Here is a 25,630-nt window from a genome sequence, read left to right on the forward strand (position 1 = left end):
TCATGGACTTCGAGCAATCCACCGAGCACAAGGATCTGCGCACCGCCGTCGCCGCGGTGACCGCGAAGTACGGTTCGGGATACTTCGCCGAACGTGCGGAGGCGCACGAACCCACCCATGAGCTGTGGGTCGAGTTGGCCAGGCACGGGTTCATCGGCATCAATTTCCCCGAGGAGTTCGGCGGTGGCGGTGCCGGCATGGCCGAGCTGGCCATCGTGTGCGAGGAGACCGCGGCCGCGGGCTGCCCGCTGCTGCTGATGCTGGTGTCCAGCGCGATCTCCGGGGAGCTGCTGGCCCGGTACGGCAGCATCGAGCAGCAGCGGGAATGGTTGCCGGCGATGGCCGGCGGCGAGACCAAGGTGGTCTTCGCGATCACCGAACCGAATGCGGGTTCCAACACCCGGCACATCGCGACCTCCGCCACCCGCGACCAGGGTGACTATCTGCTCAACGGCACCAAGTACTACATCTCCGGGGTGGACGAGGCCGGTGCGCTGATCGTCGTCGCACGCACCGCTCCGGAGCGGCTGTCGCTGTTCCTGGTGCCCACCGATGCGCCCGGGCTGATCGCACAACGGCTGCCGGTGGGCATCAATCTGCCCGAGAAGCAGTTCACCCTGCACTTCGACAATGTCCGGGTGCCGGCGGCCAACCTGCTGGGTACCGAACACGAGGGCTTCCGGCAGGTGTTCGACGGGCTGAACCCCGAACGGATCACCGGCGCGGCCGTCTGTGTCGGCATCGGACGGCACGCCATCGACAAGAGCGCGGACTACGCGCGCAGCCGCACCGTGTGGGGTCCGCCGATCGGTTCCTACCAGGCGATCTCGCACCCGTTGGCCAAGGCCCGTATCGAGATCGACCTGGCCGCGCTGGCCACTGCCCGGGCCGCCTGGCTCTTCGACCAGGGCCTGCCCGCCGGGGAGGCCTCCAACGTCGCGAAATACACTGCCGCCGAAGCCGCCGAGGCCGCCGTCGACCGTGCCATCCAGGTGCACGGCGGCAACGGGATCTCCGCGGAGTACGGCCTGCTGCCCCAGTGGGGGCTGGCCCGGCTGCTCCAGATCGCACCCGTCAGTCGCGAGATGATCCTCAACTACATCGCGCAACACAGCCTCGATCTGCCTCGCTCGTACTGAGATCGGAATCCAGGATCATGAAACTGTCTCTGCAGCTCGGCTATTGGGGTGCGCAACCACCCGACAATCACGGCGAGTTGGTCGCCGCAGCCGAAGATGGCGGCTTCGATGCGGTGTTCACCGCCGAGGCCTGGGGTTCGGACGCATTCACCCCACTGGCCTGGTGGGGTAGCCGCACCACACGGATACGGCTGGGCACATCGGTGGCACAACTGTCGGCACGCAGCCCCACGGCCGCCGCGATGGCCTCGTTGACCCTCGATCATCTCAGCGGCGGACGGCACATTCTGGGGCTGGGTGTGTCCGGGCCGCAGGTCGTTGAGGGCTGGTACGGCCAGAGCTTCCCGAAACCGCTGGCGCGCACCCGTGAATACGTCGACATCGTCCGCCAGGTCTGGGCCCGCGACGCACCGGTCACCAGCCCCGGACCGCACTACCCGCTGCCACTGAACATCGAGGGCACAACGGGATTGGGTAAGTCGCTCAACTCGATCACCCACCCGCTGCGCGCCGATATTCCGATCATGCTGGGCGCCGAGGGACCGAAGAACGTTGCGCTGGCCGCCGAGATCTGCGACGGCTGGCTGCCGATCTTCTACACACCCCGGATGTCCGATACCTACAACGCCTGGCTGGATGAGGGTTTCGCGCGCCCCGGGGCACGACGCTCCCGCGCGGACTTCGAGATCTGCGCGACCGCCAACATCGTCGTCACCGAGAACCGGAGCGCCGCACTCACGGCGATGAAACCCAAACTGGCGCTGTACCTCGGCGGCATGGGGGCCGAGGACACCAACTTTCACGCCGACCTGTACCGCCGCTTTCACGCCGACCTGTACCGCCGCGCCGGGTACGGACCGGTGGTCGACGAGATCACCGCGTTGTTCCGATCCGGGCGTAAAGATGCTGCCGCCGAGTGCATTCCGGACGCGCTGGTCGACGACTCCGCCATCGTCGGCGATCTCGACCACATCCGCGAGCAGATCGCGGCATGGGAGGCCTCCGGCGTCACCAGCATGGTGCTCAACGCACGCAGTACCGAACAGATACACCAACTCAGCAGACTGGGAACGACGACATGATCGACATCACCGAGGGTCACCGCGTACGCACCCTGGCGCTACACCGCCCCGAGGCACTTAACGCCTTCAACGAGGCCCTCTACGACGCGGCCACGGTTGCCCTGCAGGAGGCGGCCGCCGACGACACCGTCTCGGTGGTCGTACTGACCGGCACCGGCCGGGCGTTCAGCGCCGGCAACGACCTGCTCGAGCTCCAGAACCGGGCTAGGGGCGCAGGATTCGCACCCGGTGAGTTCGGCTTCGACGGACTCATGAACACCCTGGCCGATTTCCCGAAACCCCTCATCTGCGCGGTGAACGGCATCGGCTTGGGCATCGGCACCACCATCCTCGGGTTTGCCGACCTGGTCTTCATGTCCAGCACCGCGCGACTGAAATGCCCGTTCACCGCCCTCGGCCTGGCCCCTGAGGCCGCGTCGTCATATCAGCTCCCCGCATTGATCGGTCGACAGAATGCAGCGTGGGTGTTGATGTCCTCCGAGTGGATCAGCGCGCAGGAGGCCCACGCGATGGGCTTGGCATGGCGCATCTGCGAACCGGACGAGCTGCTGGCCGAGACACTGCAGCATGCCGAGTTGCTGGCGTCGCGACCGCTGCCCAGCCTGCTGGCGGTCAAGGAGACACTCAACGCGCCGCGCCAAGCGGGCATCCGTGCCGCGCTCGAACTGGAGGACGCCTGGCTGCGACGACTGCTCGGCTCCCCGGACAATGCCCGCGCGCTGGCCGAGTTCGCCGGTGACGCCCGAACCCGCAGCTGAACGGGACCGGCGCCGCAACACCCTTGCCACCCCGCATCCCGGTTTACTAGGATATCCAAGTATCTCGGATCACACCGGGCCCCGCACACTTTGGACGGATGTCATGACCAAGAAAATTCAGCACTTCATCGACGGCAAGCGCAGCGACCTTGCCTCCACCCGCACCGCCGACGTGCTCAACCCCAGCACCGGCGAGGTCCAGGCCCAGGTTCTGCTGGCCAGCAAGAGCGATGTCGACACCGCGGTGTCCTCGGCCGTGCAGGCCCAGAAGGAATGGGCCGCCTGGAACCCGCAGCGTCGGGCACGCGTGATGATGAAGTTCGTCCAGTTGGTCAACGACAACGTGGACGAACTGGCCGAACTGCTCTCGATCGAGCACGGCAAGACCGTTCCCGACGCCAAGGGCGACATCCAGCGCGGTGTCGAGGTCATCGAGTTCGCCATCGGCATCCCGCAGCTACTCAAGGGAGAGTTCACCGAGGGCGCCGGCGGCGGTATCGACGTCTACTCCATCCGCCAGCCGCTTGGCGTGGTCGCCGGTATCACCCCGTTCAACTTCCCGGCGATGATCCCGCTGTGGAAGGCCGGCCCCGCGCTGGCCTGCGGTAACGCCTTCATCCTCAAGCCCTCCGAGCGTGACCCGTCGGTACCGGTCCGGTTGGCCGAGCTGTTCCTTGAGGCCGGGCTGCCCGCCGGCGTCTTCCAGGTCGTCCAGGGTGACAAAGAGGCCGTCGACGCCATCCTCACCCACCCCGACATCCAGGCCGTCGGCTTCGTCGGTTCCTCGGATATCGCGCAGTACATCTACTCGACCGCGGCCGCGCACGGCAAGCGCAGCCAATGCTTCGGTGGCGCCAAGAACCACATGATCATCATGCCCGACGCCGATCTCGACCAGGCCGTCGATGCGCTCATCGGTGCCGGTTACGGCAGTGCCGGCGAGCGCTGCATGGCGATCAGCGTCGCGGTGCCGGTCGGCGAGGAGACCGCAAATCGCCTGCGCAACAAGCTGGTCGAACGTGTCAAGCAACTCCGGGTCGGCCACAGCCTGGACCCCAAGGCCGACTACGGCCCGCTGGTCACCGGTGCCGCCCTGGAGCGGGTGCGCGACTACATCGGCCAGGGTGTGGCCGCCGGTGCCGAGATAGTGGTCGACGGCCGTGAGCGTGCCACCGATGAACTGACCTTCGACGATCAGGACCTGTCGAAGGGCTACTTCATCGGCCCCACCCTGTTCGATCACGTCACCACCGACATGTCCATCTACACCGACGAGATCTTCGGCCCGGTGCTGTGCATCGTCCGCGCACACGACTACGAAGAGGCGCTGAGCCTGCCCACCAAGCACGAGTACGGCAACGGTGTCGCGATCTTCACCCGCGACGGTGACGCCGCCCGCGACTTCGTCTCCCGCGTGCAGGTCGGCATGGTCGGCGTCAATGTGCCGATCCCGGTTCCGGTGGCCTACCACACCTTCGGGGGCTGGAAGCGCTCCGGCTTCGGCGATCTCAACCAGCACGGACCGGCCTCGATCCAGTTCTACACCAAGGTCAAGACCGTCACCGAGCGCTGGCCCTCGGGTATCAAGGACGGCGCCGAGTTCGTCATCCCCACGATGCAGTAACGCTGACCATGTCGATGTTCGATATGACTGACGACGACCGCGTCATCACCGAAACGGCTGCCGCGTTCGCCGCCAAACGCCTTGCGCCCCATGCCCTGGAATGGGATGAGACCAAGCACTTCCCCACCGAGGTGCTGCGCGAGGCCGCCGAATTGGGCATGGCGGCGATCTACTGCGGTGAGGATGTCGGCGGCAGTGGCCTGCGCCGCATCGATGCCGTTCGCATCTTCGAGGAACTGGCCGCCGCCGACCCGGCACTGGCCTCGTTCATCTCGATCCACAACATGTGCGCCTGGATGGTCGACACCTACGGCAACCGGGAGCAGCGCAAGACCTGGGTGCCCAAGTTGGCCTCCATGGAGGCCATCGCCAGCTACTGCCTCACCGAACCGGGCGCCGGATCGGATGCCTCGGCGTTGCGCACCAAGGCGGTTCGTGACGGCGACGACTGGGTGCTCGACGGTGTCAAACAGTTCATCTCCGGGGCCGGCGTCTCCGACGTCTACCTGGTGATGGCGCGCACCGGCGCAGAAGGCCCGAAGGGTATCTCCGCGTTCCTGGTCGAAAAGGGCACGCCGGGGCTGAGTTTCGGCGCCAACGAGGCCAAGATGGGCTGGAACACCCAGCCCACCGCGCAGGTCATCCTGGAGCAGGTGCGGGTACCGGCGGACGCACTGCTCGGTGGGCCCGAAGGCGCGGGCACCGGGTTCGGGATCGCCATGAACGGGCTCAACGGCGGCCGCATCAACATCGCCGCCTGTTCACTCGGCGGTGCTCGCACCGCCCACGAGAAGGCGGCCGGCTACGTGCGCGACCGGGTGGCGTTCGGTGGATCGCTCATCGACGAGCCCACCATCCGATTCACCCTTGCCGATATGGCGACCGCGCTGGAGACCTCGCGGATCATGTTGTGGCGGGCCGCATCCGCCCTCGATGCCGGATCCCCGGACAAGGTCGAGCTGTGCGCCATGGCCAAGCGCTACGTCACCGACTCCTGCTTCGATGTCGCCGACTCCGCACTGCAGTTGCACGGCGGATACGGCTATCTCAAGGAGTACGGGCTGGAGAAGATCGTCCGGGACCTGCGGGTGCACCGAATCCTGGAGGGCACCAACGAAATCATGCGAGTGGTCATCGGCCGGGCGGAAGCTGCCCGGGCGCGGGCCGCCGGATAAGGAAGGTCGCAGGAGAATGAGCTCAGAGACAAACACCGTCGCTTTTCTGGGGCTGGGCAACATGGGTGGCCCGATGGCCGCCAACCTGGTGGCCGGTGGGTACACCGTGCACGGCTTCGACCTGGTCGCCGACCTGCGTGATGCCGCAGCGGCCAAGGGGGTCAAGACCTTCGACACCGGCGCGGCCGCGGTCGCCGAGGCCGATGTGGTGATCACCTCGCTGCCCAACGGCGCCATTGTCAAGAGCTGTTATGCCGAGGTGCTGCCCGCGGCCAAGGCCGGTGCGCTGTTCATCGACACCTCGACGATCTCGGTCGACGATGCCCGCGAGATCCACCGCCAGGCCCTCGAGGGTGGGTTCGCCCAGCTCGACGCACCGGTGTCCGGCGGCATCAAGGGTGCTGCCGCCGGCACCCTGGCGTTCATGGTCGGCGGTGAGGACGATGCCTTCGAGAAGGCCGAGCCGGTGCTGGATCCGATGGCGGGCAAGGTCATCCACTGTGGCAGCGCCGGTGCCGGACAGGCCGCCAAAGTGTGCAACAACATGGTCCTCGCGGTGCAGCAGATCGCCATCGGCGAGGCCTTCGTGCTGGCCGAGAAGCTGGGCCTGGACAAGCAGTCGCTGTTCGACGTGATCACCGGGGCGACCGGAAACTGCTGGTCGGTCAGCGTCAATTGCCCGGTGCCCGGCCCGGTGCCCACCTCGCCGGCCAACAACGAGTTCAAGCCGGGCTTCGCGACCGCGCTGATGAACAAGGATCTGGGTCTGGCGATGGCCGCGGTCGATTCGACGGGGTCTTCGGCCCCGCTGGGCACCCACGCCGCGCAGATCTACGAGGAGTTCAACAAGGAGCACGCCGCATTGGACTTCAGCGCCGTCATCGAGGCGCTGCGCAACGGCTGATCACCCCGCGATTTACGCACATTCGGTAACCGTGAGCGTTACCGAATGTGCGCAAATCGCGTCCTCACGCGGCGCTCGGGGTGTGCTCGGCCCACCACTGCTCGTGCAGGCGCCGACATCGGGCCAGTCGCAGCGCGTCCTCGGCGCCGCTGTAGTCCGTGCGGACCGCGACCGCGGGTCGCGGGCCCCCGGCACCGTCGCCGTCGATGAACACGGTCGCCAGCCCGGCTGCGTTCGCGTCCCGCAACCCGGCGGCCGAGCCGACGACCGCGAGCGCGTCCTGGGGTGCAACCCCCAACTCGGCCAGCGCGTGGCCGAACAGCGCCGTCCCGCGCGGCGGGACACCGATATCGTCGGCGGTCACCACGTTCTCCACCAGGCCCGCACCGACCAGCTGAGCCACCAGCGGCTGTGCCCACCGGCGGCGCCCGTCGGTCACCACACTGACCGGGACATGCGCGACGAAACAGTCGGTGACCAGGTCGCCCAGACCGGCGCGCGGCGCCAGTCCGGCGTCCAGGATCATCTCGTCGAACATCATGTCCTTGGTCGCGCAGATCTCGTCGACCAGGAGGTTGACCAGCACATCGCACTCGGTGCCGACACAGCGTTTGCGCAGCTCCGCGGCGACCCGGAGCCGTTCGTCGGGCAGTGCCAGCAGCTGCCGGTACCGCTCCACGCTCCACTCCAGCGACAGGTTCAGGGCGGCAAATGCCGCGTTGAACACCGCGCGATAGCCGTCGAACCGCAGGTCGGCCATGGCGTCGAGATCGAAGATCACCGCCCGCAGCGGATCGGTGTGGCGAAACCAGAACGTCCCCGTGGATGTCTCCCCTTGCATGTCCGCTACAGTGGCGCAGATCACATGTCGGGCGCGTCCCCCGGGTGGGGGATCTCCGAGGCCAAGTTCGACGTCCCCGGGCGTTCGCGGCTCTATCGTTGACCCATGGCGCCGCCGGACCCGATGCGCCTTGTGCTGGTCGATGACCACGAGATGGTCATCGAAGGCCTCAAGGTCATGCTCACCGCCTTCACCGACCGGGTCGAGGTGGTGGGCCAGGCCGTGGGCGCCGAACGCGCGCTCGACGTCGTCGCCGACCTCGATCCCGACATCGTGCTGTGTGATGTCCGCATGCAGGGCCTGTCCGGGCTCGACCTGTGCCTGGCCCTGCGCGAACGCGACCCGGACCGCCGGGTGGTGATGCTGTCGGTCTACGAGGACGAGCAGTACCTGTTCCAGGCGCTGCGGGTCGGGGCGGCCGGGTACCTGCTCAAGAGCATCCGCAGCGACGAGCTGGTCCGCCAGCTGGAACTGGCCCACCAAGGCCAGACCGCGATCGATCCGGGGATGGCGGCCCGCGCCGCGGACACGGCAGCCCGGCTGCAACGCGACGAGTTCTGGCCCGGTGCCAGGCAAGGGCTGACCCAGCGCGAGAGCGAGATCTTGTCGCATGTGGTCAGCGGGCTGTCCAACCGTGGTATTGCCACCAAACTGGTGATCGGCGACGAGACCGTCAAAACCCACCTGAGCTCCATCTACCGCAAGCTCGGGGTCAGCGACCGCACCGGCGCGGTGGCCACCGCCCTGCGCGAGGGCATCTATCAATGAACCTCAACATCTCCCCGAGTCGCTCCGCTCCCACCCGCCGCACGGTGCTGACCGCCGACCGGGAACTGGCGCTGCTGCGCGGGTTGATCGAGGCCACCTCCCGCGGGCCGGGTGTCGAACCGCTCGCCGCGGCCGCGGCCCAGATGATCACCGACGCCACCGCGACCGACGTCTGCTTCGTGCACGTGCTCGACGACACCGAACGATCATTGACCTTGACCGGTGCCACCCCGCCGTTCGACAGCGAGGTCGGCAAAATCCGGCTACCCCTGGGCCAGGGCATCTCCGGCTGGGTGGCCAGCAACCGCGAACCCGTGGTGATCGGGCACGACAAGGAATCCGACCCGCGCTACCTGCCCTTCGAATCGCTGCGCGGGTCCGATTTCACCTCGATGGTGTCGGTGCCGATGCAGACCGATCCCGGTGGACTGGTCGGCGTGCTGAACGTGCACACCGTGGCACGCCGCGAATTCACCGCCCGCGATGTCGAACTGCTGCTGGTGATCGGGCGACTGATCGCAGGCGCGCTGCACCAGGCCCGGCTGCACCGCCAGCTGGTGGCCCGCGAACGGGCGCACGAGAATTTCGTCGAGCAGGTCATCGAGGCCCAGGAACTGGAACGACGGCGGCTGGCCGGTGATATCCACGACGGCATCTCGCAGCGGTTGGTCACCCTGTCCTACTGGCTGGATGCGGCCAGCCGCGCCGTCGCCGACAGCCCGGCACTGGCCGGTGAGCAGCTCGGCAAGGCCCGCGAACTGGTGGACCTGACACTGGCCGAGGCCCGGGCGGCGATCGGCGGGCTGCGACCACCGGTGCTCGACGATCTCGGGCTGGCCGGTGGGCTGGCCAGCCTGGCCCGGTCCATCCCGCAGCTCGAACTCGAGGTGGAGCTCGCCGACCAACGCCTCCCCGATCACATCGAGCTGGCGCTGTACCGGATCGCCCAGGAGTGTCTGCAGAACGTCGTCAAACACGCCAGGGCCGGCCGGGCCCGATTGGCGTTCAGCCTGCGCGACGATACGGCGTGTCTCGAAATCGCCGATGACGGAATCGGTTTCGACACCCTCGAACACCCGCTCGGCGGTGACGACATGGGCGGTTACGGACTGCTGTCGATGGCCGAGCGCGCCGAGATCGTCGGCGGCCGACTGCACATCCGGTCGCGGCCCGGTGCCGGGACCACGGTCACCGCGACGATCCCGCTGCCGAATGCCGCCGAGCGCTCAGAAGTCCCCGGAATGGCGGCGCAACGTCTCGATCGCGGTGGCCAGTGAGCGCGACTGCTCCTCGGTGATGCCGATATCGGCGAACACATCCTTGTTCAGGGTCTCGGTGGCGTCCTCGACCGTCGAGCGCCCCAGATCGGTCAGCCGGACCAACGTGGTGCGGCCGTCGGTCGGATGCGGAAGACGTTCCACCAGACCGTCGCTCTCCAACCGGCGGATCGCGTGCGTGACGCTGGTGACGTGCACCTGCAAGCGGTCCGAGGCCTTGGTGATGGGCAACTCGCCGTGCCGGGTGAAGGCCAGCAGCCGCAGCAGTTCGAATCGGGAGAAACTCAGGTCGTAGGGCCGTAGCGCGGTCTCCACCCGGGCCAGCAGGATTTGGTGGGCGCGCATCACCGAGGTGACGGCCACCATGCCACCGGCGACATCGGCCCAGCCGGCCCGCTCCCAGTTGTCGCGGGCCAGCGCGATCGGGTCATGGTCGGCCGGGTGTGAGGGCATCCCTTTTCATACCGTCTCCCGGCGAGCAGACGCAAAACTGTCAATTTCCAGCCAAGAATTGCAGTTTCATGTTCCCCCGCAAGCGGGAGGTACCCTCAGCTCGCGAGGAATCCGCATGGCTACAACTGCCTTTCCAGCAGCACCTTTCCGTCATCGGCCGAAACCAGTTGCACGGAGGCGATTTCGCTCTGCCGCATCGGGGTGTTCCCGCTGGGCAGTGCGGTCGCACCGGAAAGTCCCAGCCAGGTGGCGATCTGGGTGCGGCTGCCGTCCCGGCCGATCACCACCATGCCCAGATTCTGGGGCGGGGCGTCGCGGCGTCCCCAGTCGCCATAGCTGCACGCCATGTCGATACGGGTGCCCCAGCTGTAGTTTGAGAGTGCGATGCTGGCGTTGATCGGCGTCTCGGAGACCTTGCCCATCTCCAGCATGGCCACGGCCGGTGGCGAATCCTGCTGCAGACCAAGGATCTCCGGTCGGATCACCGCCACCAGCCCGATGGCCAGCAGGGCGGCGGCCAATCCGAGAGCGGCGGTGGTCAGCCAGCGACCACGGCGCTGACGTACCCGGACCCGGGCGAGCACGTCACCGCGCAGTGTGGGCGGAAGCTCCGGTTCGCGCTCCATCGAGTCCAGATCGGCCAGGTCCAGCATGCCCAGCAGCGCGGGCATGCCGGTCAGCTCACCGACCGCGGCCCTGCAGTGCTCGCAGCCCTGCAGATGGGTCTCGAACTCGCGGCGTTCGGCCGGGGACAACGCACCCAACACATAGCTGGCGTCCCAGGTGGCGTACCGATCGTGGGCGCCCGAGCGGGGTGCCGGGAAATCGGTCATCGGGTCACCCCCATCTCCTGCAGGTTGAGTCTCAGTGCACGTACCGCATAGTGCAATCGCGATTTCACGGTGCCTTCGGCGATGCCGAGGTCCGCGGCAATCTGGGCGGTGCTCCAGCCCTGGTAGTAGGCCCGCCGAATCACCGCGCGGTGGTCCTCGGAGAGTTCGGCCAGTGCGGTGCTGATGAGTAATCGGTCCAACGCGGTGTCCACTTCATCCGGGCCGGCGCGCTCGGCGACCAATTCCAGATCGGGGGTGCCGGTCTCATGGCGGGCACGCGCACTGCGTCGCTCGTCGATCACGAGATTACGCGCGACGGTGAACAGCCACGGGCGCACGGAACGGTCCGGATCGGCCAGGACCTCCGGATGGTTCCAGGCGCGCACCAGGGTCTCCTGTACGACGTCCTCGGCACGCGCAGCATCGCCGGTCAACCTCAGCGCATAACGCCACAGCGGTCCCGCGTGCTCGTCGTACAGTGCCCGCATCATCGCGGCCTCCGGATCGTCCACTCCCAACCTCCGTCTGGTGATACGACGTGGGTGGTGACCCGGTTCAGACGTTAGGCCAACAAGGTGAGAATGCGCGGACCGTCGGCGGTCACCGCGACGGTGTGCTCCCAGTGCGCTGCCCGGGATCCGTCGGTGGTGACGACCGTCCAGTCGTCGTCGAGGACCTTGGTGTTGGTGGTGCCCAGGGTCAGCATCGGTTCGATCGCCAGCACCGACCCGACCTCCAGGTAGGGGCCACGGCCGGGTGAGCCCTCGTTCGGCAGGAACGGGTCCATGTGCATCTCGCGGCCGATGGCGTGCCCGCCGTAACCGGCGACGATGCCGTACTTGCGGTCGTCGCGGGCCTCGGCGGCGTGGGTGCCGGTCTCGATCGCGTGGCTCACATCGGTCAGCCGGTTGCCCGGCACCATCGCCGCGATACCCGCCTCCATGGAGAACCGGGTGGCGGCCGAGAGCAACTCGTCGGCCTCGATCAGGGCGCCCACCCCGAAGGTGACGGCCGAGTCGCCGTGCCAGTCGTCGAGGATGGCACCGCAGTCGATGGACACCAGGTCACCGGCGGCCAGCACCTCGGAGTCCGACGGGATACCGTGCACCACCCGGTCGTTGACCGAGGCGCAGACGGTGGCCGGGAAGCCGTGGTAGCCCAGGAACGACGGGACGCCACCGCCGTCCCGGATGACGGATTCGGCGATCCGATCCAGATCGCCGGTGCTGACACCGGGAGCGGCGGCCTGCCGGACCGCCTGGAGCGCGGCGGCCACCAGCGCGCCGGCGGCGGCCATCGCATCCAGTTCACCCGGACTGCGTTGCGGAACGACCTTACGACGCAGGCCAGGCACCGAAATCATGGCGGCGTTACTTGCCGAGCGCGGCCAGCGCCCGGGCGAACACCTCGTCCAGCGAGCCGACGGCGTCGACGGTCTTGAGTTCGTCGGCGTAGTAGTCGAGCAGCGGCGCGGTCTCGTCGCGGTAGACCTTGAAGCGGTTGCGGATGACGTCCTCGGTGTCGTCGGCGCGGCCGCGGCCCTTGAGCCGCTCTACCAGTTCGTCCTCGGGGACCCGGAACTCGACGACGGCGTCGAGCTGCAGACCGCGCTTGGCCAGCATCTCCTTGAGCGCCTCGGCCTGTTCGACCGAACGCGGGAAGCCGTCGAGGATGAATCCGGCGGCCGCGTCGTCGTGGTCGATGCGATCGTCGACCAGGGCATTGGTCAGGGTCGCGGGCACCAGGTCACCGGCGTCCAGGTACTTCTTGGCCTCGATGCCCAACGGCGTGCCGTTGCTGATGTTGTGGCGGAACAGGTCCCCGGTGGAGATCTGCGGGATGCCGAGCTGAGCGGCCAGCTTCTCCGCCTGGGTTCCTTTACCGGCGCCGGGCGGTCCGAGCAAAACAATTCTCACTTGAGGAACCCTTCATAGTTGCGCTGCATCAACTGGCTTTCGATCTGCTTCACGGTGTCCAGGCCGACGCCGATCATGATCAGCACCGCGACACCACCGAACGGCAGGTTCTGCAGGGTGGCACCACCGCTGCCGGCCTGCAGGAACACATTCGGGAGGACAGCGATTGCACCGAGGTAGATCGAGCCCGGCAGGGTGATCCGGCTCAACACGTACTTGAGATAGTCGGCGGTCGGCTTACCCGGGCGGATGCCGGGGATGAACCCACCGAACTTCTTCATCTCATCGGCACGCTCTTCGGGGTTGAACGTGATCGACACGTAGAAGTACGTGAAGAAGACGATCAGACCGAAGTAGACGGCGATGTGCGTGATGCTGGTCGGGTTGGACAGATGGTTGGCGACGAACGAACTCCACCACCCGGTGCCCGGATTGGCGCGGCCGCTGTCGATGAGCTGGGTGATCAGCTGCGGGATGTATATCAGCGAGGAGGCGAAGATCACCGGGATCACGCCCGCCTGGTTGACCTTCAGCGGCAGGTAGGTCGACGTGCCGCCATACATGCGTCGGCCCACCATTCGCTTGGCGTACTGGACGGGGATCCGGCGCTGACCCTGCTCGACGAACACCACGCCGACCAGAATGGCCAGGGCGCCGATGCAGACGAAGGTGAAGACCAGGCCGCCGCGGGCGTCCAGGATCATCTTGCCCTCGGACGGGATGCGGGCGGCGATACCGGCGAAGATCAGCAGCGACATGCCGTTGCCGATACCGCGCTCGGTGACCAGCTCGCCCATCCACATCACCAGGGCGGCGCCGGCGGTCATGACCAGCACGATGACGACCAGGCCCCAGATGGACGAGTCGTCGATGATCTCCAGCGAGCAGCCCTGCAGCAGGGCGCCGTTGGCAGCCATCGCCACGATGCTGGTGGCCTGCAGGATCGCGAGGGCGATCGACAGATAACGCGTGTACTGCGTCATCTTGGCCTGACCCGCCTGCCCCTCCTTGCGGAGCTGCTCGAAACGCGGGATGACGACGGTCAGCAGCTGCACGATGATGCTCGCCGTGATGTACGGCATGACGCCGACGGCGAAGATCGACAGCTGCAGCAGCGCGCCACCGGAGAACAGGTTGATCAGCGAGTAGATCTGCGCCGAATCACCACCGCTGACCTGGTCGATGCACTGCTGGACGTTCGGATAGTTGACCCCGGGCGACGGGACGGCCGCGCCGACGCGGTACAGCACGACCAACCCGAGGGTGAAGAGAATCTTCTTCCGAAGGTCGGCAGTCCGCAGCGACGAGATGAAAGCCGAAAGCACTCTTCCTCCTGCGCAGCCGGCTTCATTTACGCGGCGTGCCGATGGGGCTGGTTCCTACCAGCGTCTGGTTAAAGTCTCGCGCCACCTACCAGCAGGTTCACAACCTGCAGAGTCGCGCGTCAAACAGTCTACGAGAGTAACAGCTGCCACCAGCACTGCCCTTATCGGCGGGCCGCACCTGGCCACCCGGGCAGCACTCAGGGCCTCCTCAAATTCGGCGCGTACAGTCGGAGTTGTTCGTTACATCAGCTAATTAATTTTGCAAGGGAGTCGAGCTCATGGCACGCACCGACGGAGACACCTGGGACCTGGCGTCCAGCGTGGGCGCCACCGCCACGATGGTGGCCGCGGCCCGGGCGATGGCCAGCGCAGCCCCCAACCCGGTGATCGACGATCCGTTCGCCGCACCGCTGGTTCGTGCGGTCGGCGTGGACTTCTTCACCAAATTGGTCGACGGCGAGATCACCGAGACCGAACTCGGCGACGACCCGCAGATGAACATCGCGCGCTTCGCCAACGGCATGGCGGCCCGCACCCGGTTCTTCGACGACTTCTACAGCGACGCCGCCGGCGCGGGTGTCCGGCAGGCCGTCATCCTGGCCGCCGGCCTGGACGCGCGCGCCTACCGACTGGCCTGGCCGGCCGGCACCGTGGTGTTCGAGGTGGACCAGCCCGAGGTGATCGCGTTCAAGTCGCAGACCCTGACCGACCTGGGTGCCGCGCCGACCGCCGACCGCCGCACGGTGGCCGTGGATCTGCGTGACGACTGGGTTGCCGCGCTGCGGGCGGCCGGCTTCGATCCGGCCAAGCCGACAGCCTGGATCGCCGAGGGACTGTTCGGCTACCTGCCGCCGGAGGCGCAGGACCGCCTGCTCGAGGTGATCACCGAGAACAGCGCTCCGGGCAGCCGGTTGGCCGCCGAGGCCGTCCCCAACATGGCCGACCTGGATCAGGACGAAGCGCGTGAGCGCATGCAGGCCGTCCGCGATCAATGGGCCGATCACGGGTTCGATCTGGACTTCAGCGAGCTCATCTACCTCGGCGACCGCACCGATGCCACCACCCACCTCATCGAGCTGGGCTGGGAGACCTCCGGGGTGCCCACCAACGGGCTGCTGGAGCGCTACGGGCTGCCGGCCCTGGACGACGACCTGCAATTCGGTCAGCCTGTGTACATCACCGCGATCAAACCGAAAGGCTGACGATGGCACGGACCGAGGGTGACACCTGGGATCTGGCGTCCAGTGTCGGCGCCACCGCGACATCGGTGGCCGCATCCCGCGCGCTGGCCAGCCGTGGACCCGACCCGCTGATCGACGATCCGTACGCCGCGCTGCTCGTCGAGGCCGTCGGGCTCCCCCACTTCGTGAAGGTGGCCAACGGCGGGCTCGGCGATCAGGCCGACCCGCTGTTCGGGATGGACCAGATGCGTGAGCACATCGCGGTGCGCACGCGGTTCTTCGACGATTTCTTCACGACGGCATCCCACGTCCGGCAGGCCGTCATCCTGGCCTCCGGGCTGGACACCCGCGCCTACCGGCTCGACTGGCCGGCCGCCACCGTGGTGTTCGAGATCGACCAGCCCGCCGTCATCGAGTTCAAGACCCGGGTGCTCACCGATGCCGGTGCCGAACTGACCGTGGACCGACGCACGGTGGGAATCGACCTGCGCGACGACTGGCCTGCCGCGCTGCGGGCGGCGGGCTTCGATCCGGCCAAGCCGACGGCCTGGATCGCCGAGGGCCTGCTGATCTATCTGCCGCCCGAGGCCCAGGACCGGCTGCTGGACAGCATCACCACGCTGAGCGCTCCCGGCAGTGCACTGGCAACCGAACATATGGACACCCGGGCGCTGACCGGCGATTGGGCCAAGGAGCTGACCGAACGCGGCCGCCGGTACGGCAGCGATATCGACCTGAATGCCCTGTTCTACAACGGTCCGCGCACGCCGGCCGCCGATCACCTGACGGCGGCGGGCTGGCAGACCACGGTGCTGCCCAACGCACAGGCCTACGCCGCCAACGGCTTCGAGCGGCCCGACGACCGATTGGCCGCGATGGTCGGCGACTCCGGCTACCTCACCGCACACCTGAAATGAGGACCCGCCATGGCACGTGTTGACGGCGACAGCTGGGACCTGGCCTCCAGCGTGGGGGCGACAGCGACCATGGTGGCCGCCGGGCGTGCCATCGCCACCGCCGGTGAGCACCCACTGTTCGACGACCCGTTCGCCGCACCGTTGGTGCGGGCGGTCGGTATCCCGGCGTTCACCATGATGGTCGACGGCACGATGGACATCGCGGCCATCGAGAAGCTGGCACCCGAGGGTGCCGCCCAGGTGAAGTCGAACATCGACGAGATGGCGGTGCGGACAAAGTTCTTCGACGACTACTTCGTGACGGCAGGCGAGCAGGGGGTACGCCAGGCGGTCATCCTGGCGGCCGGTCTGGACGCCCGCGCCTACCGCCTGCCGTGGGCCGACGGCACCGTGGTCTACGAGGTCGACCAACCCGAGGTCATCGAGTTCAAGACCCGTACCCTGGCCGATCTCGGGGCGGCACCGACCGCGCAGCGCCGCACGGTGCCGATCGACCTGCGCGAGGACTGGCCCGCCGCGATGCATGCCGCCGGTCTCGATACCGATCAGCCGACGGCGTGGTGCGCCGAGGGGCTGTTGATCTATCTGCCCCAGGACGCCCAGGACCGGTTGTTCGACAACATCCACGCCCTCAGCGCACCGGGCAGCACACTGGCCACCGAATTCGTGCCAGGCATGAAGGATTTTGATCCGGAGAAGGCCCGTGCCGCCGCGGACACGTTCAGCAAGCTGGGGTTGGAGATGGACATGCCGTCACTGGTCTATCACGGTGAACGCACTTCTGCCGCAGACTATCTGGGCGCCAAGGGCTGGGACATGTCCGGGGTGGCGCGATCAGACCTGTTCGCCCGGTACGGCCTGGACAGACCCGATTTCGGTGACCGCGACGTGCTCGGCGAGATCGTCTACATCAGCGGCCGGCTGCGCTGACCTCGTACTCCAGCGGTGCCGGCGCCTCCGGGGTGCCGGGGGTCTCGGTGCCGCCGATGGGGCACCTGGCCGTCTCTGGCATGCCGATCAGCGCCACCGCGCCGACCACACACGCCGCCATCATGTAGAAGGCCGGTACCAGATTGCTGCCGGTGGCCCCGATCAGCCACTCGTTCACCGCCGGCGCCGTGCCGCCGAACAGCGATGTCGACACGTTGTAGGCGATGGCAAAACCGGCGAACCGAACCTGGGTCGGGAACATCGCCGGGAAGGTCGCCGAGATGGTGGCCAGCTGCGGCACATACAGCAGGCCCAGCACTGCGAAACCGATGATGGCACCGGCTATTCCGGTTCCCATCAGCATGAACATCGGCACCCCGGCAACGAACAGGCCGATCACCGAGAACCACCACAACGGCTTGCGGCCGAACCGGTCGGAGAGCATACCTGCGAACGGTAGGAAGACCATCATGGTGAGCATGCCGATGATCGGCACCACCAGGGCGTGACTGGAGTCCAGCCCGATGGTTCCCTCCAGATACGTTGGCATATAACTCAACAACGTGTAGTTGACGACGTTCAGGGCGACCACCAGGCCGCCGAGTCGCAGGATCGGCCGCCAGTAGTCGGTGATCAGCGTCTTGAACTGGGTGGACGTGGTGTCCTCGGTGTCGTCGGATTCGTGCAGCTCCTGAAACACCGGGGTCTCCTCGAGGCGGGAGCGCAGATAGACCCCGATCAGCCCCAGCGGAGCGGCCACCAGGAACGGCAATCGCCAACCCCAGGAATGCATCTGATCGTCGGTGAGCACCAGCGAGCAGGTCAGCATCAGGATGGCACCCAACGAGAAACCGGCCAGGGTGCCGAATTCCAGATAGCTGCCGAAGAATCCGCGGCGCCGCGACGGCGCGTACTCAGCCATGAACGTTGCCGCGCCACCGTATTCGCCGCCGGTCGAGAAGCCCTGCACCATCCGCAACGCCACCAACAAGATCGGCGCCCAGATCCCGATCGCGGCATAGGATGGCACCAAGCCGACACCGAGGGTCGCCCCGGCCATCAGCAGAATGGTCAGTGCCAGCACCTGTTTACGACCGATCCGATCGCCCAGCGGCCCCCACACGAACCCGCCCAGCGGGCGGACCAGAAAGGACACCGCGAACGTCATCAACGCCAGCAGCGTCGCACTCTGGGTGTCGCCGGGGAAGATCGCCACCGAGATGTAGCTGACCCCGAAGGCGTAGATGCCGTAGTCGAACCATTCGGTGGCATTGCCGATCGCCGAGGCTGCGACAGCCCTTCGGACCGTCGCCGGAGACGTGCTGGTTGTTGCGGTACTGCTCACTGCTTCTCGTTGCTCCCGTGTCTGGACTGCCTACCCGGCAGTGCGCACGACACAGTCGCCGCGCCCCTTGGGGCGTGCCCGATGTGCCACTGACTCAAACATGCCCATCGGCGACAAACCGGAGCGCATCGGCGAGAGCTGGGACAACACGGATCAGATCGGTCAGTCCGATCAGGGTCAGCGGCCGACTCGTGGCCGGGCCGTCGGCGACGACGGCGAATCGCACGGACGGCATCAGATCGGCGTGCGCCGCCGCCAGCACGCCCATTCCGACCGACGACAAGAAATCCACATCCGTCAGGTCGACCACCAGGGCGCGCGATCCGCCCGTGCGGGTGATCGCATCCTCGAGTACCGGCGCGGTCAGGGTGTCGACGGTGCCGGCCACCGCCAGCACCGTCACCTCCCCGATCCGTCGCTCGGCGACCGTACATCTCACCCGCCCCGCGGATGCCTCGTCAATCACGGTGTCTCCTCAACCACGGCGTGCCACCTTCTCTCATCTCGACCGCCTGGCCAGTGCAAGCAGTTGCTCATAACCGTCGACGGTGTCGTCATAACTCAGTCGGTCGCGGGCCGCTGTCGCGACGGCCGCGCGGTCCTGCGTGGTCACCTCGTCCATCGCGGCGGCCAGTCGCCGGGATTCACCGTCGCCGGGGGCCACCAGCACTCCCCCGGGCGGGTAGACGACCTCGGCCAGGCCACCGCGCCGCAGCCCGAGCACCGGTGTCCCGCACATCTGGGATTCGGCCGCGACGAGGCAGAACGGTTCCTCCCAGCGCGGTGTCACCAGCGTCGCCGCGCTCTGTCCGTAGAGGTCGGCCAACTCCTCGTCGTGTAGCGACCCCACATACTCGATATCAGCCGTCAGCCGTGGACGGATGCTGTGGGCGAACCAGTCGGCATCGGCGATCGGTCCGGCCAGCCGCAACCGCCGCCGCGCGAACGTGGCTGCCGCGATGGCGATATCGGCGCCCTTCTCCGGCGTGAGCCGGCCGACCCAGGCCAGATCCGGTCCACCCGGTCCCACGGGGAAGCGGGCGGGATCGACACCGTTGTGGATCACATGCACCGATCCCAACGTGGTCCACTGCCTGCGCAGCGCGGCGCTGACCGCGACCAGATAGGTCGCCGAGTCCGCCAGCCAGGCACCGATCTCCATCCACGGGAAGGGCGGTGTGTGCAAGGTGGTCACCATCGGTATCCGCAACGCGGAACTCAGCGCCAGCGGGAGCTGATGCAGACTCTCGTTGAGCACCGCATCGATATCACTGCGGCACAACAGATCCCGTACGACGCCCAGATAGGCCACCTGATCGTCCAGAAACGCAGGTTCTGGCATGTTCGGGTCACCCGAGGCGACCTCGGAGAGTTCCGGGGTCTCGGCCATCACGTGCAGGTCGTCGGCACCGACACAATCGCTGCCCGCACGCGCCCACAGTTCGATGTGGTGGCCGCGCTGCCCCAGACCACGCACCAGGTCCGCGGTGAACCGTTCCTGTCCACCGGCGTACGGCGGGGAGACCGCATGTCGCGACGGCCCGATCACGGCAATCCGCATCAGGTCGCCTCGACACCCAGTCCGGCCAGATGACTGGCGAAGCCGCCCACCACCCGCGAGACCGTGCGACCGGAGGTGAGCACACTGGTCTCGTGGGTGGCGATCCACCGTGTCGAGAACGCGCGGATCCGCTGCACCAGATCGACATCCTCGCCGAGTTCGGACTCGCAAAAGCCCCCCGCACCGGCGTATACCGAGGCCCGGACTCCGAGGTTGGCACCGTGCACGTGGCGGTGCCCCTCGGTGAGTTCGTAGTTCTGCAGCCATAACCGGTACACCTCCGGCGTGACATCACCCGGGATCACCGTGCCGATCACCGCATCGGTTCCCGAGTCGGCCAGTGCGAGCTGGGTATGCAACCAGGTCGCCGGCACCCGGGTGTCGGCGTCGGTGTTCGCGATCCAGAGGGCGGCCTCCTCGACTCCGGCCAGCCGCGCCCGTCTGATGGCATCCGCGGTTCCCACCCGGCGCGCCGAACCGACATTGCCGGCGTCGCAATGCACGACATGCGCCCCAGCCGCGGCCGCGATGGCACCGGTGCTGTCACTGCAGCGGTCCAAGACCACGGTGACACCGCAGGTGACTCCCGTGTTCTCGGTACGCAGCAACGCGGCGCTGTCGCGCAGGCTGCCCAGGCACGCATGGATGTGTTCTTCCTCGTCACGTGCGGGGATTACGACCTCGACATGACGAATGGTGACTGTCATGCGCCGCGGTACTCCCGGTACACCGAGACCGGTTCGCCCCATACCTCGACGACCAGGTCGACATCCTCGTACCGCGCGCGCAACGGTAGGTCCAGTTGCGTGGCGGCCTGCCGATGCACGGCGGCGCCGTCCAGCGGGATGCCCGAGGTGGCACCGCGCCAGTGCGCCAGCACGATCTCGCCGCGCGCGGCGATGTGCCGGCGCGCGGCGCGCAGCGTCGCCGTCAGCTCGGGACCGTCCAGGAAGTAGCCGACCTCGGAGAGGATGACGACGTCGAAGTCTCCGTCGGGCAGGTCGGCCGGCGCGCTGCCGCAGATCCATTGCACGGCATCGGTTCTGCTGCGTGCGACCGCCAGGGCACGCGCGCTGGCGTCGAGCGCGACCACGGTGTCGGCCCGGCCGGTCAGTTCCTCGGAGAGTTGCCCGGTGGCGCACCCCACCTCAAGAACCCGCTGGTAGCGCTCGCGGCCCAGACAGGCGAGCACCAATCCCAACCGACGGCGCTCATAGGCAAAATCGTCGAGATGCCAGGGATCCTCGCCCTCGCTGTCGAGCATGGCGTCGAAGGGGCCGGCGATATCGGCACGGTGCCGATCCGAGGCCACCATGCCTGACGCGCGGGCCGCCAGATCTGGTGACGCCGGCACCAGCAATGTCTCGAACACGCGGTGTGCCCGGCGCAGCACGCCGGGCCCCAGGATCGGGGCGTCGTCACCGGCCGCGAGTTGACTGGTGTAGCACTCGATGGCCGTGGTCTTGGTGTGCAACCCGGACAATGTCGGCGCCAGCAGCCGTACTCGAGACCAGTCGATATCAGCGGGAGTAGCCCAGTGCCACAACCAGATCGGATACAGCAACAGAAGTGCCGACATGGTGCGGGCCGCTGCCTCGGCTACCCGTGCCGCCGCCTCGTGATCGGTGTGCCCGTCACACTCGACGGGCGCGAACAGCACGGTACGGTCGTCGATCAGGTCGGTCAGGCGGCCGACCATTTCGTCTTGCGCGCCGGCCAGCGAGCCGTCGGGCAGATCCCACCACACCGTCGAGATGTGCCCGCCGAGCACCGCGGCGGCGCGTTGCCCCTCCCGGCGCCGCGGAGTCGATCCGTGGGTGGCGAAGACGATGGTCACCTGGGCGCCCCGGGTGGCCAGGTCCGCCAGAGTTGCACCGAGTGACAGTGTTTCGTCGTCGGGGTGCGGCGCGAGCAGCACCACCCGCGGATATCGGGTCAGCACGGTGTCCAGGTCCAGCCGCGCGACCTGGTCCCACCCGGTGTCGAGCAGCCAGACCGGCTCCGGGGTGCCGTCATCGCGGTGGCTGAAGGTCCGTGCCTCAGACATGGCTGCGCCCGGGGACCGCGGCCACCAGCTGACCCAGGAACGCCAGATCCCGCTGCCCGTGATGCTGGCGCAGGTACACCGTCAGGTCGGCGACGCGTCGCGCGTAATCCTCGTCGGCCACCAGCGGCCCGGGACCGAGCGCGGAGTTCGTGGTGTGCATGGTGATCTCGGCTGCCCTGGCCACCACCGCGCGGACCCGCTGCGCGAGCAGCAGCGGATCCTGACAGCCCGCGTCGATGGCCGCGGCGGCGTGTTCCAGCGTGGTTTCTGCCGCGAACTGGTGCTCGTCGATGGTGCCCAGTTGCGCCAGCAGGATCGGTTCGGCGCCACGGGAGCCCGCGTGGGCCAGCATCCGCTCCCGGAATGCCAGCGCGATTCCATACCAGACTGCGGCGACACCGATTCCGCCCCAACCGAATCCCGGCCGAGCGACGTACCAGCCGGGGTCGCCGACCGGCACCGCCGGCAGCGAGTGCACGGCGATCGGCCCGCTCGGTATGCATGACAGGCCCCGTGACACCCATGCGGTGGGCAGCACCCGGACATGTCGGTCGTCGAGGCGGACGGCGAACGCCTGCTGGCCGCGACCGGGCACCTCGGCGATGATGACCGCGTGCGACAGCCGATCGGCCAGCGAACACCACGGTTTGGTACCCGAGAGCCGCCACCCGTCGGAGCACTGTTCGGCCCGCAGGTGGTGATCGGCCGAATGGGCCGCGTACACACCCCAGGTGGAATGTTCGTCGGCCCCGATCGCGGCGATGGTGGCGCCGAGCCCGGCCTGATCGAGGATGGCCAGTGCGTCGAGGTGCGGTTCGACGACGCGGGCCAACGCGGCATCCACCACCCCCAGAGTCGCGAGCGCCTGGAGGTATTCGAGGGTGCGTCCGGCACCGGGCCTGCGGCCCGTCAACTCTCGTGCGATGCCCAGCGCGCCGGTGACGTCGACGGTCCCGTCCGCCGGCACCGGCAGGCGTTCGCGGAGTTGTTCGTCGATCAGATTGCGCACTGATCCGATTCAACGGGCAACCCGAGTCGCCCGACTACACCCCTAAGGGTGAATTCGTGCCACCTCGGGTTCGAAGTCGTGCGCGATACCCCAGGCGACGGCCTGGGCGCGCCGGGTCACGCCCAGCTTGCGGTACAGCGACCGCACGATCGACTTCACGGTGTTGATGGACAGGTAACAGCGTTCGGCGATCTCGTTGTTGGTCCGGCCCTGGGTGATCAGGGCGAGCACCTCGGCCTCGCGCGCCGACAGGCCGGCATCCTGGCCAGGCCAGGGCACCCGCATGGTCATGCTGCCGTCACCACGCTCGACCACCGTCTCGCCGGCGTGGATGCGCTCCAGACAGTCGACCACCCGATCGATCGGCAACGATTTGGCGAGATACCCACTGACCCCGCCGGCCATCGACCGGTCGATCAGCAGCTGGTCGATATTCCAGGAGTACACCACGATACGGCCGATGTGTGCGTGTCCCACCAGGTCGCTGACATCGGTCCGGTCGCCCTGTGCCGCGGCGAACGTGTCCCAGATGGCTATGTCCACGGGGCTGGCCACCTCGGTACGCGAATCGAGTTCGACGATGCGCACCCGGTCCGCATAGGGTTTGAGCAGCACAGCCAGGCCGGCCACGATCAGTTCGTAATCGTTGATGATGGCCACGGTCACGGGCGTGCTGCTCACCGGGTCACCCTAGTCGGCCTACCTTAGAACCGATACTCTCCCAGCCACATCGCCTGCGCCCCGGTCAGCGACTTGTGTGTCTGCTCGAGCACGCCGGCCACCGACTGCCCGAGCAGGGCGGCCATCGCCTGCGGCAGCGACGCGGCCGCCGGTTGCGAGGACGGCTTGGGCCGCAACATGTCCAACATCGAACCGCCGGGATAGCTTCGCACCCGCACCTGCTCGTCGACGTCCAGACCGGCCCGCACCTTGGCGCGGTTGATGGCCGTGCGCAGCCCGCCGAGGGTGTCCACCAGACCGCGCTCGGCGGCGTCGGCACCGGTCCACACCCGGCCGCGGGCGACTGCGTCGACATCGGCGACAGTCATGTTGCGACCCTGGGCAACCCGCTCGACGAAGTCGGCGTAGAACAGGTCGGCCTCGGCTTCGACCTGGGCGTGCTGCTCGGGGGTGAACGGCGCGTTCGCCGACCACGCATCGGCATTGGTGTTGGTGCGCACCGCATCCGAGCCGATACCGAGCTTGTCCTTGAGCTCGCGGGAGACCAGTTTGCCGGTCACCACACCGATGGATCCGGTGATGGTGCCGGGGTTGGCGACGATCTCGTCGGCCGCCATCGACACGTAGTAGCCGCCGGAGGCGGCGACCGATCCCATCGAGGCCACCACGATCTTGCCGACCTCGCGGGCGCGCACCACCTCCCGCCAGATGGTCTCCGACCCGGTCACCGAGCCACCGGGGCTGTCGACCCGCAGCACGATCGCGGACACCTCGTCATCCGCGGCGGCCTCGCGCAGGGCGGCGGCGATGGTGTCGCCACCGGCGTTGGAGTTACCGAACGGCAGTACCTGCGGCCCACCGCGGCCGCTGACGATCGGACCGTGCAGCGTCACCACCGCGATCGTCGGTTTGGTGCGTCCTGGCATCGGCGGGGCCGGCTTGGCCGCGGTTGCCCGCGCGTAACGGGACAGGTACAGCCGCGGCGCGCCGTCCTCACTGTCGGCTTGTGCTGCGGCACCGGCCAATTCGCTGATCCGGGCGTAGGCCTCGTCGCGGAATCCGATCCGGTCGATCAGGCCACCGGCGACGGCGTCGTCACGCAGCAGCGGCGCCTTGTCGGCCAACTCGTCCACCGCGGACGGCTCCAACCCGCGGGCCTGCGCGACGGCCGTCAGGACCTGCCGGTGCAGGCTGCCGATCATCGCGCTGTCCGCCTCGCGGTGCGCATCGGTGTAACTGTCCTGGGTGAAAAGGTTTGCTGCCGACTTGTATTCGCCGCGGGCGACGAACTGCGCCTCGATGCCGGCCTTGCCCAGCGCATCGCGCAGGAACAGTGCGCTGGTGGCGAATCCGATCAACCCGACGGTGCCCGACGGCTGCATCCACACCTCGCGGAACGCCGAGGCCAGGTAGTAGGACAGGGTGCCCGGATAGGTCTCGGCCCAGGCCAGCGTCGGCTTGTCGGTACCGAATGCGGTGATCGCCTCGCGCAGTTCCTGGATCGGTCCCGGTGGTGCGGCGGACAACTGAACCCGCGCGATCAGGCCGGCCACCCGGTCGTCGGTGGCGGCCCGGTGGATCGCCGCGACGGCCTGGCGCAGTGTCAGCGGCTTACCACCGAGGTTGATCAGCATCAACGGATCGAATCCGACCGACTCCGGCGGGGCGACCTGCAGATCGAGTTCCAGCACACAGCCGCGCGGAACGCCGTTGTGACGGGCGGTGTCGACCTTGCGGAACACGTTGCGAAGGTCATCCGGGCCGGGCAGGTTGGGCAGCAATCCGAACATCTTCCGAGCCTACCGGCGGGTCTGGTCCCAGGGTTTTCGCCGAACGAGAACGAGGTTTCAGTCGGCGTGCCCAC

The 25,630-nt window shown here is 67.6% G+C and carries 26 protein-coding genes; 11 read left to right on the forward strand and 15 right to left on the reverse strand.

Going from position 1 to position 25,630, the window contains the following annotated elements; translation table 11 throughout:
• The first annotated feature begins 2 nt into the window (after positions 1-2).
• The 6 genes from ACLBYA_RS03210 to mmsB all read left to right on the forward strand — a co-directional run bounded on the left by ACLBYA_RS03210 (position 3) and on the right by mmsB (position 6,682).
• Positions 3-1,139, forward strand: coding sequence for an acyl-CoA dehydrogenase family protein (locus ACLBYA_RS03210; protein ID WP_447707923.1), 1,137 nt, complete (start codon positions 3-5; stop codon positions 1,137-1,139).
• Positions 1,140-1,156: 17 nt separating this feature from the next.
• Positions 1,157-2,221, forward strand: a complete 1,065-nt coding sequence (locus ACLBYA_RS03215) for an LLM class F420-dependent oxidoreductase (RefSeq protein ID WP_447707924.1) — start codon at positions 1,157-1,159, stop codon at positions 2,219-2,221.
• Positions 2,218-2,979 carry an enoyl-CoA hydratase/isomerase family protein gene (locus tag ACLBYA_RS03220; RefSeq protein WP_447707925.1) on the forward strand — a complete coding sequence of 254 codons (762 nt, stop codon included), beginning with the start codon at positions 2,218-2,220 and terminating at the stop codon, positions 2,977-2,979. Before ACLBYA_RS03215 ends, ACLBYA_RS03220 begins: the two co-directional genes overlap by 4 nt.
• A gap of 103 nt (positions 2,980-3,082) precedes the next feature.
• Positions 3,083-4,603: a CoA-acylating methylmalonate-semialdehyde dehydrogenase gene (locus ACLBYA_RS03225; RefSeq protein ID WP_447707926.1), complete on the forward strand. Its 1,521-nt coding sequence runs from the start codon at positions 3,083-3,085 to the stop codon at positions 4,601-4,603.
• Positions 4,604-4,617: 14 nt separating this feature from the next.
• Positions 4,618-5,778 carry an acyl-CoA dehydrogenase family protein gene (locus tag ACLBYA_RS03230; RefSeq protein ID WP_447707927.1) on the forward strand — a complete coding sequence of 387 codons (1,161 nt, stop codon included), beginning with the start codon at positions 4,618-4,620 and terminating at the stop codon, positions 5,776-5,778.
• A gap of 16 nt (positions 5,779-5,794) precedes the next feature.
• Positions 5,795-6,682 carry a 3-hydroxyisobutyrate dehydrogenase gene (gene mmsB, locus ACLBYA_RS03235; RefSeq protein WP_447707928.1) on the forward strand — a complete coding sequence of 296 codons (888 nt, stop codon included), beginning with the start codon at positions 5,795-5,797 and terminating at the stop codon, positions 6,680-6,682.
• A 64-nt stretch (positions 6,683-6,746) separates the two neighbouring features.
• Here mmsB and ACLBYA_RS03240 read toward each other — a convergent pair whose 3' ends face one another.
• The gene (locus ACLBYA_RS03240; RefSeq protein ID WP_447707929.1) at positions 6,747-7,523 is read right to left on the reverse strand and encodes a haloacid dehalogenase; all 777 of its coding nucleotides are present in this window, start codon (positions 7,521-7,523) and stop codon (positions 6,747-6,749) included.
• Positions 7,524-7,628: 105 nt separating this feature from the next.
• On the opposite strand from ACLBYA_RS03240, the gene ACLBYA_RS03245 reads away from it, so the two are divergent.
• Both ACLBYA_RS03245 and ACLBYA_RS03250 read left to right on the forward strand, forming a co-directional pair.
• Positions 7,629-8,291 carry a response regulator gene (locus ACLBYA_RS03245; protein ID WP_447707930.1) on the forward strand — a complete coding sequence of 221 codons (663 nt, stop codon included), beginning with the start codon at positions 7,629-7,631 and terminating at the stop codon, positions 8,289-8,291.
• Positions 8,288-9,568 (forward strand): GAF domain-containing sensor histidine kinase, encoded by a 1,281-nt coding sequence (locus ACLBYA_RS03250; protein WP_447707931.1) that lies wholly within the window; start codon positions 8,288-8,290, stop codon positions 9,566-9,568. The genes ACLBYA_RS03245 and ACLBYA_RS03250 overlap by 4 nt, the downstream gene beginning before the upstream one ends.
• Here the strand turns inward: ACLBYA_RS03250 and ACLBYA_RS03255 are convergent.
• The 6 genes from ACLBYA_RS03255 to secY form a co-directional block, all read right to left on the reverse strand.
• Positions 9,518-10,021: a MarR family transcriptional regulator gene (locus tag ACLBYA_RS03255; RefSeq protein ID WP_447707932.1), complete on the reverse strand. Its 504-nt coding sequence runs from the start codon at positions 10,019-10,021 to the stop codon at positions 9,518-9,520. The two genes, ACLBYA_RS03250 and ACLBYA_RS03255, sit on opposite strands and share 51 nt — an antisense overlap.
• Before the next feature lie 119 nt (positions 10,022-10,140).
• The gene (locus ACLBYA_RS03260) at positions 10,141-10,854 is read right to left on the reverse strand and encodes a zf-HC2 domain-containing protein (protein ID WP_447707933.1); all 714 of its coding nucleotides are present in this window, start codon (positions 10,852-10,854) and stop codon (positions 10,141-10,143) included.
• Complete coding sequence (locus ACLBYA_RS03265; protein WP_447707934.1) at positions 10,851-11,366, reverse strand: sigma-70 family RNA polymerase sigma factor; 516 nt, start codon at positions 11,364-11,366, stop codon at positions 10,851-10,853. Before ACLBYA_RS03265 ends, ACLBYA_RS03260 begins: the two co-directional genes overlap by 4 nt.
• A gap of 50 nt (positions 11,367-11,416) precedes the next feature.
• The gene (gene map, locus ACLBYA_RS03270; RefSeq protein WP_447707935.1) at positions 11,417-12,217 is read right to left on the reverse strand and encodes a type I methionyl aminopeptidase; all 801 of its coding nucleotides are present in this window, start codon (positions 12,215-12,217) and stop codon (positions 11,417-11,419) included.
• A gap of 7 nt (positions 12,218-12,224) precedes the next feature.
• A complete protein-coding gene (locus tag ACLBYA_RS03275; protein ID WP_447707936.1) occupies positions 12,225-12,770 on the reverse strand; it encodes an adenylate kinase in 546 nt (181 codons plus the stop codon).
• The gene (secY, locus tag ACLBYA_RS03280) at positions 12,767-14,095 is read right to left on the reverse strand and encodes a preprotein translocase subunit SecY (protein ID WP_447707937.1); all 1,329 of its coding nucleotides are present in this window, start codon (positions 14,093-14,095) and stop codon (positions 12,767-12,769) included. Before secY ends, ACLBYA_RS03275 begins: the two co-directional genes overlap by 4 nt.
• Before the next feature lie 278 nt (positions 14,096-14,373).
• Between secY and ACLBYA_RS03285 the strand changes: the two genes are divergently transcribed.
• From ACLBYA_RS03285 to ACLBYA_RS03295, 3 genes are read left to right on the forward strand one after another with little or no spacing between them, the layout of a single operon-like run.
• Positions 14,374-15,297, forward strand: a complete 924-nt coding sequence (locus ACLBYA_RS03285) for a class I SAM-dependent methyltransferase (RefSeq protein ID WP_447707938.1) — start codon at positions 14,374-14,376, stop codon at positions 15,295-15,297.
• 2 nt (positions 15,298-15,299) lie between these two features.
• Positions 15,300-16,193, forward strand: a complete 894-nt coding sequence (locus ACLBYA_RS03290; RefSeq protein WP_447707939.1) for a class I SAM-dependent methyltransferase — start codon at positions 15,300-15,302, stop codon at positions 16,191-16,193.
• Positions 16,194-16,202: 9 nt separating this feature from the next.
• Positions 16,203-17,123 carry a class I SAM-dependent methyltransferase gene (locus ACLBYA_RS03295; protein WP_447707940.1) on the forward strand — a complete coding sequence of 307 codons (921 nt, stop codon included), beginning with the start codon at positions 16,203-16,205 and terminating at the stop codon, positions 17,121-17,123.
• Here ACLBYA_RS03295 and ACLBYA_RS03300 read toward each other — a convergent pair.
• The 8 genes from ACLBYA_RS03300 to sppA form a co-directional block, all read right to left on the reverse strand.
• Complete coding sequence (locus ACLBYA_RS03300; RefSeq protein WP_447707941.1) at positions 17,104-18,468, reverse strand: MFS transporter; 1,365 nt, start codon at positions 18,466-18,468, stop codon at positions 17,104-17,106. The genes ACLBYA_RS03295 and ACLBYA_RS03300 overlap by 20 nt on opposite strands.
• Positions 18,469-18,562: 94 nt before the next feature.
• Positions 18,563-18,934, reverse strand: coding sequence for an STAS domain-containing protein (locus ACLBYA_RS03305; protein ID WP_447707942.1), 372 nt, complete (start codon positions 18,932-18,934; stop codon positions 18,563-18,565).
• Positions 18,935-18,967: 33 nt separating this feature from the next.
• Positions 18,968-20,029: a glycosyltransferase gene (locus tag ACLBYA_RS03310; RefSeq protein WP_447707943.1), complete on the reverse strand. Its 1,062-nt coding sequence runs from the start codon at positions 20,027-20,029 to the stop codon at positions 18,968-18,970.
• On the reverse strand, positions 20,029-20,736 hold the full coding sequence (locus ACLBYA_RS03315) for a glycosyltransferase (protein ID WP_447707944.1): 708 nt from the start codon (positions 20,734-20,736) through the stop codon (positions 20,029-20,031). Before ACLBYA_RS03315 ends, ACLBYA_RS03310 begins: the two co-directional genes overlap by 1 nt.
• A complete protein-coding gene (locus tag ACLBYA_RS03320; protein WP_447707945.1) occupies positions 20,733-22,076 on the reverse strand; it encodes a PIG-L family deacetylase in 1,344 nt (447 codons plus the stop codon). The genes ACLBYA_RS03315 and ACLBYA_RS03320 overlap by 4 nt, the downstream gene beginning before the upstream one ends.
• Complete coding sequence (locus ACLBYA_RS03325) at positions 22,069-23,085, reverse strand: acyl-CoA dehydrogenase (RefSeq protein ID WP_447707946.1); 1,017 nt, start codon at positions 23,083-23,085, stop codon at positions 22,069-22,071. Before ACLBYA_RS03325 ends, ACLBYA_RS03320 begins: the two co-directional genes overlap by 8 nt.
• Positions 23,086-23,127: 42 nt before the next feature.
• Entirely contained in the window at positions 23,128-23,766 is a 639-nt protein-coding gene (locus ACLBYA_RS03330; protein ID WP_447707947.1) for a helix-turn-helix transcriptional regulator, read from the reverse strand.
• 23 nt (positions 23,767-23,789) lie between these two features.
• Positions 23,790-25,556 (reverse strand): signal peptide peptidase SppA, encoded by a 1,767-nt coding sequence (gene sppA / locus ACLBYA_RS03335; protein ID WP_447707948.1) that lies wholly within the window; start codon positions 25,554-25,556, stop codon positions 23,790-23,792.
• Positions 25,557-25,630: the final 74 nt, after the last annotated feature.

Source organism: Mycobacterium sp. C31M (assembly GCF_053345865.1).

Excerpts from the sequence above, each read along its gene's own strand:
- mmsB (WP_447707928.1), top strand. The coding sequence starts at position 5,795 with ATGAGCTCAGAGACAAACACCGTCGCTTTTCTGGGGCTGGGCAACATG.
- ACLBYA_RS03250 (WP_447707931.1), top strand. The coding sequence starts at position 8,288 with ATGAACCTCAACATCTCCCCGAGTCGCTCCGCTCCCACCCGCCGCACG.
- ACLBYA_RS03225 (WP_447707926.1), top strand. The coding sequence starts at position 3,083 with ATGACCAAGAAAATTCAGCACTTCATCGACGGCAAGCGCAGCGACCTT.
- ACLBYA_RS03220 (WP_447707925.1), top strand. The coding sequence starts at position 2,218 with ATGATCGACATCACCGAGGGTCACCGCGTACGCACCCTGGCGCTACAC.
- ACLBYA_RS03260 (WP_447707933.1), bottom strand. The coding sequence starts at position 10,854 with ATGACCGATTTCCCGGCACCCCGCTCGGGCGCCCACGATCGGTACGCC.
- map (WP_447707935.1), bottom strand. The coding sequence starts at position 12,217 with ATGATTTCGGTGCCTGGCCTGCGTCGTAAGGTCGTTCCGCAACGCAGT.
- ACLBYA_RS03230 (WP_447707927.1), top strand. The coding sequence starts at position 4,618 with ATGTTCGATATGACTGACGACGACCGCGTCATCACCGAAACGGCTGCC.
- ACLBYA_RS03315 (WP_447707944.1), bottom strand. The coding sequence starts at position 20,736 with ATGACAGTCACCATTCGTCATGTCGAGGTCGTAATCCCCGCACGTGAC.
- ACLBYA_RS03320 (WP_447707945.1), bottom strand. The coding sequence starts at position 22,076 with ATGTCTGAGGCACGGACCTTCAGCCACCGCGATGACGGCACCCCGGAG.
- ACLBYA_RS03285 (WP_447707938.1), top strand. The coding sequence starts at position 14,374 with ATGGCACGCACCGACGGAGACACCTGGGACCTGGCGTCCAGCGTGGGC.
- ACLBYA_RS03245 (WP_447707930.1), top strand. The coding sequence starts at position 7,629 with ATGGCGCCGCCGGACCCGATGCGCCTTGTGCTGGTCGATGACCACGAG.
- ACLBYA_RS03310 (WP_447707943.1), bottom strand. The coding sequence starts at position 20,029 with ATGCGGATTGCCGTGATCGGGCCGTCGCGACATGCGGTCTCCCCGCCG.
- ACLBYA_RS03210 (WP_447707923.1), top strand. The coding sequence starts at position 3 with ATGGACTTCGAGCAATCCACCGAGCACAAGGATCTGCGCACCGCCGTC.
- ACLBYA_RS03255 (WP_447707932.1), bottom strand. The coding sequence starts at position 10,021 with ATGCCCTCACACCCGGCCGACCATGACCCGATCGCGCTGGCCCGCGAC.
- ACLBYA_RS03290 (WP_447707939.1), top strand. The coding sequence starts at position 15,300 with ATGGCACGGACCGAGGGTGACACCTGGGATCTGGCGTCCAGTGTCGGC.
- ACLBYA_RS03215 (WP_447707924.1), top strand. The coding sequence starts at position 1,157 with ATGAAACTGTCTCTGCAGCTCGGCTATTGGGGTGCGCAACCACCCGAC.
- ACLBYA_RS03240 (WP_447707929.1), bottom strand. The coding sequence starts at position 7,523 with ATGCAAGGGGAGACATCCACGGGGACGTTCTGGTTTCGCCACACCGAT.
- ACLBYA_RS03295 (WP_447707940.1), top strand. The coding sequence starts at position 16,203 with ATGGCACGTGTTGACGGCGACAGCTGGGACCTGGCCTCCAGCGTGGGG.
- sppA (WP_447707948.1), bottom strand. The coding sequence starts at position 25,556 with ATGTTCGGATTGCTGCCCAACCTGCCCGGCCCGGATGACCTTCGCAAC.